This is a genomic window from Fodinibius sp. AD559 (assembly GCF_052712805.1).
In genome coordinates this window covers 77419-92866 of the sequence record NZ_JBQPVW010000002.1, presented here as the reverse complement: position 1 = coordinate 92866, position 15448 = coordinate 77419, and the positions used below count along the sequence as shown (strand labels likewise).

Here is a 15448-nt window from a genome sequence, read left to right as displayed (position 1 = left end):
GCTATCCGGGCAGCGACATCGTTTGGAGAATTATTCCACCAATTTCGAATGGCTTCCCTGGTGCTATTTTGCCGACCATTAGTTAGGCGATTACAGACCGGGTAAAACCAGTTACAACATCCCCGAAGATAATAGCAATTGATGGGGTGAGTAGGTAGAATTAATAATAAATGCTCGGCACCTCAGGAGTGCCGAGCATTTTATATTCTTCAAGAAAAAGTCACTTGGCGTCCAGTCGCACAATTTTTGCTCCGCCCGCTCCAGCAGCTACAACCAGTATTTTTGAACGGTAGCTTACATGATTGACGGATTCCAGATCATCAAATGTAAGCTTTCCAAGCACAGTGATATTAAGCTGCTCTCCGGGATTATAACGATCAATGTTTTGATCTGCTTCTGCCACGTAAACACCTGCCTCCCCATTTGAAATAAAAATCTTATCCTCATCCACAGAAACGGCATTGGTCATCACTCGCTGATCACTTATTCCCAGCTCGGACGGATCCGGGCGCGGTATTTCAGCAACAATTTCTCCGGTAGTAAGATCCATCACTTTCATCCCTTCCACCCCGGCGGCAATAAAGGCAAGGTGCTCAATGACCTCTACTGTATTTTTTGCCTCGGGCGTACTGGCTCCCACAAATGGATAGCGGTTTTGAATGTCATACGTATTTGGATTCATTACTACAATTTCGCCTTTTCCGTCATCGTTGGAATCTCCCAGTAGAACAACCAGATAATCACCGTTAACATCAACCCAGCGAGCATCGCGCAGTTCCGTGTAATTAAGTTCTTCGCTTAAATCTTGGCTATAAACCGAAAGTCCGCCATCGGTACCGCTGGTAGCAAAAATCCGATTGTCATATTCTTTTACAGCGTTGGCCGCAAAACTCGGTAACGAAACAGAAAGGTCATCAATAGCTTCAATATCAAACCCACTAAACGCAAATCCCTGGAGCGCAGACCGATCACTGCTGTTTGACAATTCTGGGTTTTCAGTTGCCAGTGCTCCCCATACCCTGTTGTCACCAGCAAACACGGCATTTACATCGGAATCGAAAAACTCTACGCTCGAGCGAATACGCATAGATTTCGCATTTCCGGAAGTAACCTGTAGTACATCAATACTACCCTGGTACGATGAGCCCTGTTTATTATAGCTGACGGTAGCACGAGAGCTATTACCATTAATACTAACCATCGTTGCCTGAATGCCATCCGTTCCAACAGAAGGAGCACTCAGTTCAGCGGTAAGCGTTAAAGAAAATTTGGCCTTTTTCTGTTTATATCTGCTTTTGTAGCCACTCCCATCCGTTGAATCAATATTTATAGTTGAATTCTTTTCAGTATAGCGCTTTTCAAGTTCGGAGTCATCATTAATAACTTCATAGGGAGCGCTGCTATCGTTTGATTCAGAACAAGCTGTAAATACCAGTACAACAGAAACTAATGAAAACCAAAGAAATAGATTTCTTTTAAAAACATCCATAGTAAATATGATATTTGTTTTGCAAATGGGAACTTCCCGAAGAGGTGAATATTAATTTTTTTTAATATATACAAAAACGGACCATTCTCCCATTATACCTGCGATAAATAAAACCTGACATATTGATTCCGAAGTGCTTCCGTAAATTGAAAAAGTATATGTTTTAATTTCTCAGTTCTTTTTTTCTCTCCTGATACAGCTGTTCTTGCTCTGATATCGTAAAGTGCCAAACAATTCCCGTTACGAAAAGCCCCAACGCAAATACTACCATCGCCTGTTGAATAGTCAGCAAATCATTTTCTAAAATCCATGAGGCTACCATTACCGAGGCCGATTGCCCAAGTGTAAAAAGCAACCATTCGGTACTAAAAATCCGACCGCGAAAAGTATCAGGCGTGCGACGCTGCAACAACACTGTACTCATCACCCAGTTGGCTCCGGAGGCTGCGTGTGCTATAAAGACAAAGAGCAACATTATACCTAAGCTGGTCGTCAACCCAACAACTGAATACATCAGGCCCGCAAAGATCATACAAAATCCCATCGCCCGTACCCAGTCACTTTCCTGATTAAAAATACGTCGCCCGATGACAGGACCAATACCGGTTCCCATACCCCGGGCTGAATAAAGCAGTCCGAGTCCGACACTGCCCATCATCAGTACATCCTCAGAAACCAAAATAAGCATATAAGTCAGCGCACCCAGAAACATAGTAAAACATCCTTTAGCCAGCGTGGGACGCAATACTTTATGCGTGCGAAACAGGTACTGAAAGCCTTCTCTTATTCCCGTCAGTGGATTCCGGGTTCGCTTGCGCTCGGCTGCATCCATTTTCTTTTGCGGAATTACAGCGCGATAGATAAACCATGCAGATAACACATAGCTGATTGCATTTATGATAAACACCAAGTCCGTGCCCAGTCCGGCTGTTGCCAGTCCCCCAATACCCATGCCGATGGTAAAAATAATGCTCCAGCTTGCAGCTGATAACACATTTGCATCCACCAGCTCTTTTTCTGTGGTGACATTGGGAATAGATGAGGTTTTGGCAGGTTCAAAAATAGCCGATAGCATCATTTGCAATGCAGTAAGTACATAGGCTAACCACAAGGTCTCGTATGATACTACGAGCAACAGTCCCAAAACAATAACTCCCCGCAGCATATCGCAAAGAATCATTAAATGACGCCGGTCAAAACGATCCGTAATGTATCCGGCAAAGGGTGAAAAGGTGGCCAGGCTCATCATCTTGACAACGATAATCAATCCCAACAAAAATTCGGAGTCGGAATACTTGGTGATAAGCGCATATACAGCCAGTATGCCAAACCAATCTCCAAAATTGGATATAATCTGGCTAAGCCACAACCGGCGATAGTCTTGGTTGTTGGATACTAAATCTATATAAGGACGTATCTTATCGAGCAAAATTGTAAGACAAATTAATTATCCACAAAGAACTGTGGTCTATGGTAATTAAAGCTCATTTCAAGTGAGCTTCCGAAAGCTATTTTTAGCCTGATTATTTATCTTCAGGCGATACGAACGCCAGACTTTTAACATGAAAATTATCTTATCCAGCAAACCCTTAGTTATCTGTTATTAGTTTTATATGGCATAAACTAATAATCACTTCACTCCCGTACTGCCAAAGCCGCCGTCGCCGCGCTCGGTTTCTGAAAGGATTTCAACTTCATCTACTTCCGCCTGAATAACAGGCGCAATGACCATTTGGGCGATGCGGTCTCCGTGATTAATGGTAAATTTCTCATCTCCCAGATTTATCGTCAGCATTTTAAGCTCACCACGATAATCCGCATCAATAGTTCCGGGCGTATTCAACATGGTGATACCATTACGGTAAGCTAATCCACTCCGGGGACGCATTTGCGCCTCATATCCCTGCGGCATGGCCATTTTTAAGCCCGATGGAATAAGCTGCCGTTCGCCGGGCTGCAGAGTAATCGGTTTTTCAAGAGCTGCACGAATATCCATTCCCGCCGCAAATTCTGATTCGTACGAAGGAAGCGGTAAATCTTCTGCATGAGGTAATTTCTTAAACTGTATCTGCATTGGTTATCTGCGTTCTTTTTTATAATCAATAAGTTGCACTTTAACATTACCCAGCCAAACCTTGGCATGAGCTTCGGCAGGCACCCGCAAATCGTCAGCGATATACCATGCCTTATATTTTCCGCGAAATCCGAACGGCCCGTCAATATTGGCATCCCCTTCACTAAAGTAGGTCTTTACCGGATCCTCAAAAGCATCGTAATCACGCATCTCAATCTTGGTACTGTTCGTCGCGTTGATATATCCCTTTTCACGCTCTAAATATACCGGCAGACGATAATCCTTATTAGTGCCTGCAAACAACCGGGAATAATAGAAGATAAGCTGACCCGAACTTGAAGGCTCAGTCAATGCCAGCGTGTCAACGGGAGTCATATTCTCCGAGACGTACACCTTCTCGTTTTCGTAATCAAACTCATATACCTCTGCCTCAAACTCATTCTCATCCAGATTATCCCGCCAATAAAGTGTTGTATAAGGCGTACTGTCGGTCTCTACCATAAAAGTGTTATAGTGATTTTCTTCTTCCCCGACAAAAGGGATCCCCGAATTTGATGTTATAACTGTGCGCAGCCACCATATTTTCTCTCCCTGATAAGTAGTATCCTTAATGATTGTTGTTTTTACTTCCCCGAGCTTAAAAAAGCCAAACTTTACTTTGTAGGTAAACACCTCCTTCCACTCCAACAATTCTTCCATAGCGGGCGGCCTGTCGGGGTGATCGTAAGTTAACAGTGAATCCTGTGCCTGTATCGCCGATGGAAATACCATGCCTGCAAACATACAGATGACAAAAAATCCAGTAATTCCCAACTGCTTCATTAGCCTCAAAATAAAGTCTTAATTTTGTTTTAAATAAGCGTCCAAAGTTCCCTATTATATAGGTGAAATTGAAATATTATTAAAAGTATCTTACAGGAATTTCGTTCATGTTTTCCAATAGATTTTTTCCATATCTGACTGTTTTGTTTTTAGCGGGATTCCTGTTTGTTGCAGGATGCTCAAAAAGTGACGATCAGCGGGAATTTGAGAACCAATCATTATCTGCTCCAAACGATTATACGGTAACTCCAACGGAAGGAGAAATCACAGATAATGATCCCGATGACTGGCGCATTAGTCCTATGTACCGAGGATTCATTAATATCGGTACGGGAATATCAAGTTTTGAACCTCCCTATCCGAATCCCATGGGTTTTAATCAGGAACTAACAATCAATATTTACCTCAGTAAAATTGATAATCTTGACCGTATAAAAGTCTACTCCTTTGAACATCCTTCAGATGCCGGAAAAACTCTATTAGCAGTTCGTGATGATATCACATCACCATCTCTCGTAACACCAATCCGATTAAACGGAGAAGAAATATCCGGAAAATCGGGCGGAAGTCAAGCCAACGGGTTATACCGTATTCGCATCCTCGATGGGAATTTAAATGTGATTACTTACGGCGATATAAAAATTGGTGCAGAGTAAGTTGTTAAAAAGCGATCTCCCTCCTATTTTCAAGCTCTCTCAAAAACAGAAACACTATGGGCAAGCATAAAATAACCAAAACCGAAAAAAGAGTTCTCGAACGACTCATCTTCCCGGAAAAATTCCAAGATATTTTGGAAGAAACGGGATTATTGCAGGGGGAGCTGCGCGACGACCTGATCAACCTGTTAAGTTTTGGTTTTGTGGAAGCCTATGAACGTAGCGGCAATAAAATTGCCCTCACCAGTTTTTATGATACTGATAACCTGCAGGATTTTACTTTTCAAGCTACAAGCAAGGGCCTTACAGAAATTAAATCGAACTGATTATGAAATTTGAAGCCATATTAGACGATAACATAACCGAGCTGGAAATTATAGAGGATGCCAACGAGGTTATCTTTGATGACGACGAACAGTCCTACGAGTTTCACCGTCAGGACAACGGGCGTTACCTGCTCCGGATGGGAACAAAACTCTATAAAATCGATAATGTATCGTACGATAAGCATAACGTTACTTTTACCCTGAATGGCAACTGGCACACGGTGGATGTTCGCAATGAGCAGGATCTGTTACTGGATCGCATGGGTTTCAAAACGGCCGGCGAAATTGGCGAAGGCGAACTAAATGCCCCCATGCCCGGTAAAATCCTGGAAGTACTCGTCGACGAAGGTGACGAAGTAGAACTCGGCGATCCTGTTGCTATTCTTGAAGCCATGAAAATGGAAAACGAACTCAAAGCTCCCATCAAAGGGGTAATATCATCTATCGCTGTTGAACAGGGAGACTCACTCGAAAAAGACGCTCTAATCTTAGAAATCGAAGCAAGTGGATAAATTTGTAATTGAAGGACCTACCCCTCTCCAAGGCACTATTCCAATCAGCGGATCAAAAAATGCGGCCCTCCCCCTTATGGCAGCGGCCATTTTAGGTGATTCGCCGACAACTATTACCAACATCCCCAAACTGCGCGACATCTATACTTTTAACAATGTTATTCGCGTAACGGGCTGCCGCGTAGATTTTGATGAGGATCAAGGGATTCTCACCATCGACCCTAAAAACTTAAATCATTACGAAGCCCCCTACGATCTCGTTCGAAAGATGCGGGCTTCATTCTATATGCTTGGCGCCCTGCTCGGTAAATACGGGGAAGCCAAAGTATCACTGCCCGGTGGCTGCGCGTGGGGACCGCGTCCCGTTGACCTGCACCTTGATGGCATGCGCAAAATGGGGGCTAATATACAACTCGACGAGGGATATGTAATCGCCAACGCTCCCGAAGAATTGGAAGGGGGTACATTTACCCTGGAGCCCAGCAGTGTTGGAGCGACTGTAAATTTAGTGCTGGCAGCAGTGCTTCGTGCTAAAGAATTTACGATAAAAAATGCTGCCAAGGAACCCGATGTAGTTCTGCTTTGCGAAAAGCTGGCAGAAATGGGCGCAGATATTGAGGGAATTGGCACACGTACCCTAACGATCCGAAAAGTCGACAGCCTGCAGGGTATTACCGCCCGCAATGCTTCTGACAGAATTGAGACCGGTACTTTTATGATCGCCGCAGCTATGCACCCGCAATCCAATGTAACATTGACGAATGTGGATGTAGACGATCTTGGTCATTTTCCAGAGACGTTTAATAAAATTGGTGCTGAGATGAGTATTAATGCCGATTCCATTCATATTAAAGCGCCTGAACAGCTTAATCCAACATCTATCAAAACGAAAGTATATCCAGGCTTCCCTACCGACTTACAAGCACAATGGGCCACGATGATGACGCAGGCAAAGGGTGAATCAAAAGTGACGGATACCATTTACGATGATCGGTTTAGCTATGTGCCCGAACTGGTACGACTGGGGGCAGATATTGATGTCAATGGAAACACGGCACATATCAGCGGAAAAACGAAGCTTAAAGGGGCCTCGGTGATGAGTACGGATCTGCGTGCCAGCGTAAGTTTGGTTTTGGCTGGAATGGTCGCCGAAGGAGAAACCGATGTGCTACGTATATACCACCTTGATCGCGGTTATGAGGATCTGGAGGAGAAGCTTACCAATGTTGGTGCTAAGATCACGCGTACCCAGCAGAAAGAATAATTATTAGTTACGTAGCGAAATATCTACGTAACCAGATACACTATCCTTCACTTTCACTCCAAGTAATCCATCGGATCAACAAATTCGATGCGTGGCGAATCTTTGAGCAGTGGACGTATAAAGGGCGAATGTCCGGCACCAAACATCATAAAAATGCGGTCGCCCGGTTCGGCAATTTTCATCAGGTTAGCAAAAATGCGCAAGTTTCTCCGATGATAATCGGCCGTTACATCGGCCCCGACGAAAGAGCTGTCATTTGCCAATGATAGGGACCGCACATAAGGTTCGTGATACTTCTTTACACTTTGCTCGGTATTCATGTATTGATAGAGCTCAAGCAAGGTTCCGTTTTGTAACAAACTGTCTTTCATCATTATATGGTGACTACTTTTGTACTCTTCAAAATATTCTAAGAATTCGGGCTGATATTTTTGGGCGAACTCCATCATTTTACCCATTTTCATAGGTATATAATGATCAATTGCATAAACATGATCATGGTCCAGTCGATCTGCCAACTTGAATCCAATCTGGTACTGTTCGCTGCGCCTGGATACAAAATCCCCCGTTGAAAACGTATCAAGTTTGCCAGCACGGAACTTTTGGTACAAGGAATCAAAACCAGACTGATGCTTCCTTTGAACTTCCAAGGCAACTTTATTGGGATTAAACTCAGCCAAGACATCCCGAATACTCTCCAACTCTTTTTGCTTTTGATCTGTAAGTACGTCAGGGACGTCCATATTTATCGCATCCCTGCCAGGATTATCGAGGTGAGTAGTTCCCAAAAACATCACTTTGATTGGTTCCCGATCTTGCGCCTGCATCGGCAATACAGAGATAGTGAGCAATGATATTAAAATAACTAATAACTTAGATCTATTAAGCAAAGTCAGAAATTTCAGCGTTGAAATCATTCTGTAGAGTTTTTCTTTTTTAAAAAAGTGTGTTATCCGTACGAATGAAAAACAAAAATGTTAAGAATATTCTATTTGTAGCCATCTGATTCTCCTTTTCATACCTCATGATTAAGGGCGCTTCGCGAACTCTACTACAAAATTTACCGTTTACATAATAGCAAAACTACTTGTATATTAGTGTGATACTTTGTACCAAGTATTCAGAGATTTAAAAAAGTTTAGGTTTACCTTTTGCAGCATATTATTTATTCACAAGCACTATTTAAGGTTTTATTCACTTTTCGAAAGCATTTGAACATCTTTTTGAAGAATGTGGCGAAGTTTATGAACTCGCTGATTTCTTGTGATCACTTTCTGCAAGATATATCCTCCTCTGAATACGACCAAATTACACAACCAAATTTTTCTCCTAACAGGAATTTTAATTTAGCGGTTGCTGAAATCCCGCTAAGACGAACGAACTGTAAGACTGTTATTATTATGAAAGTTTTTGATTTACTGATCAGGATTATACGTCCGGAGGCCAGCAACTGCGTGAAAGAAGAATATTTCAATGAAAAATCAAATCATTATTCACGCTTCGGGAAAGCAGACCCGGATAGCTCTGCTGGAAAACGGCGAACTTGCCCAACTTTTTATAGAATCTGATGAAAACCAGCGTACGGTAGGTAATATCTACCTGGCGAAGGTCCACAAGGTGATGAGCGGTATCCGTGCAGCTTTTATTGACATGGGTACTCCGAAGGACGCTTTTTTGCACTTTTCTGACGCCGGCGACCATCTGAAAGAATATGTTCAGATGCTCAACGGACGCGACGCCATTCATAAGAATGTGCGCAAAGAGCTTAAAAAGACGGACTTCAATCAAATATCCAATTACGAAAAACAGAACTGGGCGGGCAAAATTTTAAATCCCGGTCAAAAACTGTTGGTTCAAATTGTTAAAGAACCAATTGGTTCCAAAGGTCCCCGTATCTCTACAGATATCACCGTAGCGGGACGTTTTCTCGTGCTCATTCCCATGGGTGATTATGTAGCCGTATCCCGCAAAATAAATAACTACAAAGAACGTCGCCGCCTTAAGAGTATCGTAAGCTCAATGGTTCCCGATGGATTTGGTGTTATCATTCGAACGGTTGCCAAGGGACAAGATGAGCAATCTATTGAAGATGATATGCGCGATGTGCTCAAGAAATGGGAACGCATTCTGGAGCGACTTGAAACGGCTGAGCCCCCTGAGCTTCTTTACAAAGATCTTGATATGACCGAAAGTTTGGTCCGTGACCTTTTCGCCAAGCAGTATGACCGCGTGCTCGTTGACGATCCGGACATGCACAAAAAGATCAAGTCGTATGTAAGCCAGGTTGCTCCCCAGATGCTTCCCAATGTAGAACTATATAATGGGCGTGAACACATCTTCGATTTCATGAAAATTGCCAAAGATGTGGATTCCATCTTTAGTCCGCGTGTACGCATGCCATCCGGCGGTTATCTGATATTTGAACAGACCGAAGCAATGTATGTTGTAGATGTGAACTCTGGTCCCTACGCCGCTAAGGAGAAGCAGGAAGATAACTCGCTAAAAACGAACCTTGAAGCAGCTCGCGAAGTAGCAAAACAGCTTCGTCTGCGTGATATTGGTGGAATTATTGTTGTTGACTTTATTGATCTGCGCAATGATAAAAATCGCAAAAAGATTTACGACGAGCTTAAGAAAGAATTCAAGAAGGATCCCGCCAAGACCAATGTAATTGGTATGAGCGATTTCGGACTGGTACAAATTACGCGTCAGCGTATCCGGCCAAGTGTAGTTAATTCAGTATCTAAAGTATGCCCTACTTGTGGTGGATCAGGCAGCGTAGTTACCAAGAATACCATTATTGCTGATCTGGATGCATGGTTAAGTAAGTTCCGTACTACGACTGATTATCGCGCCGTTGATATTTATATCAATCCGTATCTCAAAGCGTACCTTGAAAAAGGATTGCTTAGCATTCGTCGAAAATGGATGTTCCGCTACTGGCTGAAAATTACGCTCGTTGGCGATGATTCTATTTCTCTAAATGAATATAAAGCTACCATCGCGGGATCCGACATCGATATTACAGATGTAGTTATGCAGGAGAACAACATCGATGAGCTTATTGCAAACGAAACAAATGATTTGGATGATCTGGATGACCGTCCGGGTAGAGGCGACTTGGATTATTACAAAAAAGAAAGTGGATCTAATTCGGGAGGACGTCGAAAACGAGATAAACGAAAGCCGCGTCCATCCCGTTCTGGAGATAGTTCAAAGTCGAAGTACTACAAATCTGATTCCTAACTGATGAATACTAAAGAGAATTGAAACAGAACAGAATTTAATGAGTTTACCTGAAATAAAAGCAACAACTGTATTAGGCATTATTCACAACGGAGAAGCTGCCCTGGGCGGCGACGGACAGGCAACCATGGAAAATACAGTGATGAAAGCTACCGTTAACAAAGTGCGACACCTCTATGAAGGAAAAATTGCTGCAGGCTTCGCCGGTTCTACAGCTGATGCCTTTACTCTTTTTGAGAAATATGAGGAGAAGCTGAAACAGTATAACGGTAATTTGAAACGCGCCGCCGTTGAGATGGCTAAAGAGTGGCGACAAGATAAATTTTTACGAAAACTTGAAGCTCTTTTAGTCGTAATGAGTAAAGATCAGGCTCTGCTGATTTCGGGTCAGGGTGATGTTATAGAACCCGATGATCAAATTTTAGCTATCGGCAGCGGCGGAAGTTATGCACTTGCTGCTGCTCGGGCATTAAAGGAGAGTGCCCCCGATTTATCAGCCCATGAGATAGTGCAAAGAGCACTCGATATTGCGGCAGATATCTGTATCTATACGAATCATAACCTGAGTATATTAGAAATTGAAGATTGATGAGTACTTTACAAAAGACAGTTACACAGAAAAACCTTACACCACAACAAGTTGTAGCAGAATTAAATAAATATATTGTTGGTCAGGACGACGCCAAACGGTCGGTTTCCATTGCCTTGCGAAACCGCTGGCGACGCATGAATGCTGATGAGGAAATCAGAGATGAAATACTGCCCAATAATATTTTATTGATTGGCCCTACCGGCGTTGGTAAAACAGAAATTGCTCGTCGACTGGCAAAGCTCGCAGAAGCTCCTTTTATCAAAGTTGAAGCAAGTAAATTTACCGAAGTCGGCTATGTGGGGCGCGATGTAGAATCGATGATTCGCGACCTGGCAGATATAGCCATCGACATGGTAAAAACCGAAATGCGCGATCGTGTGGAAGAAGAAGCCCGTGAGATCGTCGAAGAACGCATTTTAGATATCCTCATCCCTCCTGTAAAGAAAAACAAAGGTAATAGTAATAACAGTTCACCCGGATTTGATGCCAATTCAAGTGATCAGGATTTTAATCCACAAAGCGCTTCTGATGAGGAGCTGAATGAACGCACACGCAAAAAATTTCGCGAAAAGCTACGCAACGGCGAACTTGATGAGCGTGAAATTGAGATTGAGGTTCAAAAGTCCAGCCGTTCGCCAATGATGCAAGTTTTTGGTCCGCAGGGTGGCATGGATGAAATGGGTATCAACCTGCAGGATATGCTCGGCAATTTAGGTGGACAGAAAAAAACTAACCGAAAGGTAACGATTGAAGAAGCCCGCGAAATACTGCTGGAAGAAGAAGCGGAGAAGCTGATTGATCACGAATCAGCTGTACAAGAAGGGCTTGAACGCGTACAGAAACAAGGCATCATCTTTATTGATGAAATTGACAAAGTGGCCGAATCATCCAATAATAGCAAAGGTGGTGGCGGCGGCGGACCCGATGTAAGTCGCCAGGGCGTACAACGCGATATGCTTCCTATTGTTGAAGGTAGCAATGTTTCTACCAAGCATGGTATGGTGAAAACCGATCATATGCTGTTTATTGGCTCAGGAGCTTTTCACGTCTCCAAGCCTTCCGATCTTATTCCGGAATTACAGGGACGTTTCCCTATTCGGGTAGAGCTTAACTCCCTTACTGAAGAGGATTTCTTTGATATTCTAACGCAACCAAAAAATGCGTTAACAAAACAATATCAAGCTATGTTAAAATCCGAAGGCGTGGATATTGAGTTTACCGAAGATGCCCTTAAAGAAGTTGCTTCTATTGCCGCTCAGGTAAACGATCGCGTAGAAAATATCGGTGCGCGAAGGCTTCATACTATTTTGTCATCACTGTTGGATGAGCTGTTATTTGCAGTCCCCGATGATATTAGCTCCGGCGATATTACGATCGACAAAGACTATGTGAACAAACAACTTGATGATCTTGTTAAGGATAAAGATCTAAGTCAATATATTCTTTAATTGCACGTTGACAAAAATCAAATTAATCAACTACTTACAAGTTAAATACCAAATACTCATTTGCCTATTTTAATAGGTTGTTTCTTACGCAGTATATCCAAGAAGTAATTTCTGCAATATAATCACCAATATCTTTTGCACCATGAGCATGAAAAAGTTTATCATCCCCAACATAGTAACCCTATTTGTACTATCCTCTTTCTGGTTTGCCGGCGTTGAATCTGTTGTTCCTGGAAATGATACGCTGCAAAAGAACATCAAAAAATATGTCCAAACACAACGACGAATAGTCGACAATTATGTTGATGAAGTTGATGTAACCCAGTTGTATAAAAACAGTGTAAAAGGGCTGGTGAAAAATCTATCAGACAGTACGGCAAATCTTGAAAATACTCCGGCTGATACTACTTTTAAGGATTTACAAATCAAAAACCTTGGCGAATCGGTCGACAAGTTTGAGCAGGCATATCTTTATGTCACCAATAACTATCCTGATGAAGATATGACTGAGCGTACTGAAGATGCCTTGGAATCCATGTTTAAGGGATTGGATCCGCACTCGGTTTATATCGAGCCATCACTTAGTGAGAATATCGACGATGAATTTTCAGGCAAATTTCAAGGTATTGGTGTTCAGTTTAACGTAATTCAAGATACAATTACCGTAATTACAGCTATTGCCGGGGGCCCCAGCGACGCGCTGGGCATTCGTTCCGGAGATCGTATCATCAAAATTGATGGCGAAAGTGCGATAGGCTTTTCTAATGAAGATGTACGCAATACTCTTCGCGGCCCTAAAGGCTCTGAGGTCGATGTCACGATCAAACGACCAAATGTAAAAGATCCAATCGAGTTTACCATCGTCCGCGATGATATCCCCCTTTACTCCATCGGTGCCGCTTATATGATGGACGAAAAGACCGGCTATATCAAAATGGATAAGTTTATCCAAACTACGCATCAAGAATTTATGGAGGCTATGAAAAACCTCCAGGATAAGGGTATGGAACGCCTGTTGTTAGATCTGAGAGGGAACCCCGGTGGTTATCTTAGTCAGGCCGTTGCCATTACAGAGGAATTCTTTCCCCAAGGCACAAAAATTGTTTCAACAAAAAGCCGCCATACCCGATTTACCTCGGCCTATTACTCGCGCCGTGATGGTTTCTTCAAGGACAAACCGCTCATGATTCTTGTTGATGAGGGATCAGCCTCGGCAAGTGAAATTGTAAGTGGTGCTGTTCAGGATCACGATCGCGGATGGATTGTAGGGCGACGTACATTTGGCAAGGGATTGGTGCAGCAGCAATACGAACTGGTTGATTCCAGTAAAATTCGTGTTACCATATCCAAGTATTATACTCCCTCTGGACGGCTGATACAGAAACCATATAACAAAAAAGGTGGTGAGGAATACGCCTATGAAATCTATCAGCGTGGGGTCGATGCCAAGGGTGATGCCATGGAATTTGTATCCGATGTTCCCGACTCCCTGAAATACACTACTGATGCCGGACGAACGGTTTACGGCGGCGGTGGAATTGTTCCCGATCATATTGTTCAACCCGATACAGCACAATCCAAAATTGTAGCTAACTATATGCTTCGTAATCGGGTGGGATTTAATTTCGTTCGCGACTATTTGGATGAAAATGGAGATGAGTTCCGACAGAAATGGGAGGACAACTATGATCGCTTTAACAAAGAGTTCGAATGGTCGGAAGAACAGATGGATCAGGTTTTTAGCCGTCTTAAAGAGAAGAATATGGTTGTAACCGATACCTTATCAAAACCTGACTTTAAATCTGATACTCTATTCGTACCTCAAGGACATTTAGAAGAAATCGAATGGATGCCTCGCGGACTCATAAAAGCGGAGTTGGCGCGACAAGTATGGGGACTTAAAAAATATTATCCCGTAAGAAACAAGCTTGACGAAACCATTGATAAAGCAATGAAAATGTGGCATGAAGTAGCGAAGCTGGAGGAATATGCGGCCACGCATACAACGCCTTCGACTGATCGTTACTAAACGCTTTATCAAGCGAAATGTAGCAAGCCCGGCTCGATGAGTCGGGCTTTTTTTTATAAAAACTGACTCATAAAGGCTATTGCCGCCGTTTCTGCACGCAATCTATTGGGACCAAGTGATACCAACTCTCCCCCCTTATCTGTAAGATTACTAATTTCAGTTTCCGAAAAACCTCCCTCCGGTCCAACCAATAACAGTGTTCTCTCAGAGTTACGAACACTTTTGTAGTCAATATCTCCGTTGGTTTCGTCAACTTTTTCGTGGGCAACCAACATATTATCAACTGAAACAGTATCAAGCATCATATCCAACGAATGGTAGACCTCTACATTACAAAGGTGTGATTGCAGACTCTGTTTCATAGCCGAAATAGCCAAGGATTCCAACCGGTCCATTCGCACATTTTCTTTAATAGTATGCTCACTTCGAAATAGGCATATTTGAGCTGCCCCCAACTCAATAGCTTTCTCCACAGCAAATTCCAATCGATCTCTTTTCTTAATGATTCCCATCCCTAAAACAAGTTCTGGCTTCGAACGGGACCGGTGCTCCTCATCTTTAATTTCTACTTGCACCGACTTCTTTGTAATCCGGCGGATAATTCCCTCATAACACCCGCCTACTCCGTCTACAATCGTTAACGTATCCCCTTCCCGAGCCCTCATCACCTTAGAGGCATGAATCGCCTCCTGGTCCAGTAGCTCGGCAAATCCATTATTTATCTGCGACGGTGGTGCATAAAAATTATTCATCGCTTATCGCTTTTTTCGAAACGGTTCTCCCGGCACAAACTCAGTCTGACCAGTTTCCAAAACAATTTCTACATATGGAGCACAAAGTCCACAGCTGTTGCTACAATAATTCTGGTTCTGAAGCTCATCAAGTGACGTCACATTATTTTGATTGGCATACTGCTTTATCTCGATAAACTCCCGGTCGTGACAAATACACTCTGTTACGTTATTTGGAGCCATAATAAATCAACGCTTA

General features: G+C 42.9%; 15 protein-coding genes. 8 read left to right on the top strand and 7 right to left on the bottom strand.

Features of this window, described 5'->3' with window-relative positions:
- Nucleotides 1-220: 220 nt before the first annotated feature.
- The 4 genes from ACQ4LT_RS03525 to ACQ4LT_RS03510 all read right to left on the bottom strand — a co-directional run bounded on the left by ACQ4LT_RS03525 (nucleotide 221) and on the right by ACQ4LT_RS03510 (nucleotide 4385).
- A complete protein-coding gene (locus ACQ4LT_RS03525; protein ID WP_445664637.1) occupies nucleotides 221-1489 on the bottom strand; it encodes a hypothetical protein in 1269 nt (422 codons plus the stop codon).
- 163 nt (nucleotides 1490-1652) lie between these two features.
- Nucleotides 1653-2918: an MFS transporter gene (locus ACQ4LT_RS03520; RefSeq protein WP_445664636.1), complete on the bottom strand. Its 1266-nt coding sequence runs from the start codon at nucleotides 2916-2918 to the stop codon at nucleotides 1653-1655.
- Between the two features lie 201 nt (nucleotides 2919-3119).
- The gene (dut, locus tag ACQ4LT_RS03515; protein ID WP_445664635.1) at nucleotides 3120-3563 is read right to left on the bottom strand and encodes a dUTP diphosphatase; all 444 of its coding nucleotides are present in this window, start codon (nucleotides 3561-3563) and stop codon (nucleotides 3120-3122) included.
- Between the two features lie 3 nt (nucleotides 3564-3566).
- On the bottom strand, nucleotides 3567-4385 hold the full coding sequence (locus ACQ4LT_RS03510) for a DUF3108 domain-containing protein (protein ID WP_445664634.1): 819 nt from the start codon (nucleotides 4383-4385) through the stop codon (nucleotides 3567-3569).
- Between the two features lie 107 nt (nucleotides 4386-4492).
- Here ACQ4LT_RS03510 and ACQ4LT_RS03505 point away from each other — a divergent pair, with 107 nt between their 5' ends.
- The 4 genes from ACQ4LT_RS03505 to murA are packed head-to-tail and all read left to right on the top strand — an operon-like array spanning nucleotide 4493 to nucleotide 7143.
- Entirely contained in the window at nucleotides 4493-5041 is a 549-nt protein-coding gene (locus tag ACQ4LT_RS03505) for a hypothetical protein (protein ID WP_445664633.1), read from the top strand.
- Nucleotides 5042-5097: 56 nt separating this feature from the next.
- Nucleotides 5098-5367, top strand: a complete 270-nt coding sequence (locus ACQ4LT_RS03500; protein WP_445664632.1) for a hypothetical protein — start codon at nucleotides 5098-5100, stop codon at nucleotides 5365-5367.
- Nucleotides 5368-5369: 2 nt separating this feature from the next.
- Nucleotides 5370-5879 carry an acetyl-CoA carboxylase biotin carboxyl carrier protein subunit gene (locus ACQ4LT_RS03495; protein ID WP_445664631.1) on the top strand — a complete coding sequence of 170 codons (510 nt, stop codon included), beginning with the start codon at nucleotides 5370-5372 and terminating at the stop codon, nucleotides 5877-5879.
- Nucleotides 5872-7143 (top strand): UDP-N-acetylglucosamine 1-carboxyvinyltransferase, encoded by a 1272-nt coding sequence (murA, locus tag ACQ4LT_RS03490; RefSeq protein ID WP_445664630.1) that lies wholly within the window; start codon nucleotides 5872-5874, stop codon nucleotides 7141-7143. The genes ACQ4LT_RS03495 and murA overlap by 8 nt, the downstream gene beginning before the upstream one ends.
- A gap of 53 nt (nucleotides 7144-7196) precedes the next feature.
- Here murA and ACQ4LT_RS03485 read toward each other — a convergent pair whose 3' ends face one another.
- The gene (locus ACQ4LT_RS03485; RefSeq protein ID WP_445664629.1) at nucleotides 7197-7994 is read right to left on the bottom strand and encodes a DUF5694 domain-containing protein; all 798 of its coding nucleotides are present in this window, start codon (nucleotides 7992-7994) and stop codon (nucleotides 7197-7199) included.
- 622 nt (nucleotides 7995-8616) lie between these two features.
- Between ACQ4LT_RS03485 and ACQ4LT_RS03480 the strand changes: the two genes are divergently transcribed.
- The 4 genes from ACQ4LT_RS03480 to ACQ4LT_RS03465 all read left to right on the top strand — a co-directional run bounded on the left by ACQ4LT_RS03480 (nucleotide 8617) and on the right by ACQ4LT_RS03465 (nucleotide 14458).
- Entirely contained in the window at nucleotides 8617-10389 is a 1773-nt protein-coding gene (locus tag ACQ4LT_RS03480; RefSeq protein WP_445664628.1) for an Rne/Rng family ribonuclease, read from the top strand.
- A gap of 40 nt (nucleotides 10390-10429) precedes the next feature.
- Nucleotides 10430-10978 carry an ATP-dependent protease subunit HslV gene (gene hslV / locus ACQ4LT_RS03475; protein WP_445664627.1) on the top strand — a complete coding sequence of 183 codons (549 nt, stop codon included), beginning with the start codon at nucleotides 10430-10432 and terminating at the stop codon, nucleotides 10976-10978.
- Nucleotides 10978-12429, top strand: a complete 1452-nt coding sequence (gene hslU, locus ACQ4LT_RS03470; RefSeq protein WP_445664626.1) for an ATP-dependent protease ATPase subunit HslU — start codon at nucleotides 10978-10980, stop codon at nucleotides 12427-12429. The genes hslV and hslU overlap by 1 nt, the downstream gene beginning before the upstream one ends.
- A 142-nt stretch (nucleotides 12430-12571) precedes the next feature.
- Entirely contained in the window at nucleotides 12572-14458 is a 1887-nt protein-coding gene (locus tag ACQ4LT_RS03465; protein ID WP_445664625.1) for a S41 family peptidase, read from the top strand.
- 53 nt (nucleotides 14459-14511) lie between these two features.
- Here the strand turns inward: ACQ4LT_RS03465 and ACQ4LT_RS03460 are convergent, their stop codons facing one another.
- Both ACQ4LT_RS03460 and ACQ4LT_RS03455 read right to left on the bottom strand, forming a co-directional pair.
- Nucleotides 14512-15210: an RsmE family RNA methyltransferase gene (locus tag ACQ4LT_RS03460; protein WP_445664624.1), complete on the bottom strand. Its 699-nt coding sequence runs from the start codon at nucleotides 15208-15210 to the stop codon at nucleotides 14512-14514.
- Nucleotides 15211-15213: 3 nt separating this feature from the next.
- Nucleotides 15214-15432 (bottom strand): hypothetical protein, encoded by a 219-nt coding sequence (locus ACQ4LT_RS03455; RefSeq protein ID WP_445664623.1) that lies wholly within the window; start codon nucleotides 15430-15432, stop codon nucleotides 15214-15216.
- Nucleotides 15433-15448: the final 16 nt, after the last annotated feature.

Bases quoted from the DNA above. Each gene is read 5' to 3' on its own strand.
- ACQ4LT_RS03525 (WP_445664637.1), bottom strand. From the start codon at position 1,489: ATGGATGTTTTTAAAAGAAATCTATTTCTTTGGTTTTCATTAGTTTCT.
- dut (WP_445664635.1), bottom strand. From the start codon at position 3,563: ATGCAGATACAGTTTAAGAAATTACCTCATGCAGAAGATTTACCGCTT.
- ACQ4LT_RS03510 (WP_445664634.1), bottom strand. From the start codon at position 4,385: ATGAAGCAGTTGGGAATTACTGGATTTTTTGTCATCTGTATGTTTGCA.
- ACQ4LT_RS03505 (WP_445664633.1), top strand. From the start codon at position 4,493: ATGTTTTCCAATAGATTTTTTCCATATCTGACTGTTTTGTTTTTAGCG.
- ACQ4LT_RS03500 (WP_445664632.1), top strand. From the start codon at position 5,098: ATGGGCAAGCATAAAATAACCAAAACCGAAAAAAGAGTTCTCGAACGA.
- ACQ4LT_RS03495 (WP_445664631.1), top strand. From the start codon at position 5,370: ATGAAATTTGAAGCCATATTAGACGATAACATAACCGAGCTGGAAATT.
- ACQ4LT_RS03480 (WP_445664628.1), top strand. From the start codon at position 8,617: ATGAAAAATCAAATCATTATTCACGCTTCGGGAAAGCAGACCCGGATA.
- hslV (WP_445664627.1), top strand. From the start codon at position 10,430: ATGAGTTTACCTGAAATAAAAGCAACAACTGTATTAGGCATTATTCAC.
- hslU (WP_445664626.1), top strand. From the start codon at position 10,978: ATGAGTACTTTACAAAAGACAGTTACACAGAAAAACCTTACACCACAA.
- ACQ4LT_RS03465 (WP_445664625.1), top strand. From the start codon at position 12,572: ATGAGCATGAAAAAGTTTATCATCCCCAACATAGTAACCCTATTTGTA.
- ACQ4LT_RS03460 (WP_445664624.1), bottom strand. From the start codon at position 15,210: ATGAATAATTTTTATGCACCACCGTCGCAGATAAATAATGGATTTGCC.
- ACQ4LT_RS03455 (WP_445664623.1), bottom strand. From the start codon at position 15,432: ATGGCTCCAAATAACGTAACAGAGTGTATTTGTCACGACCGGGAGTTT.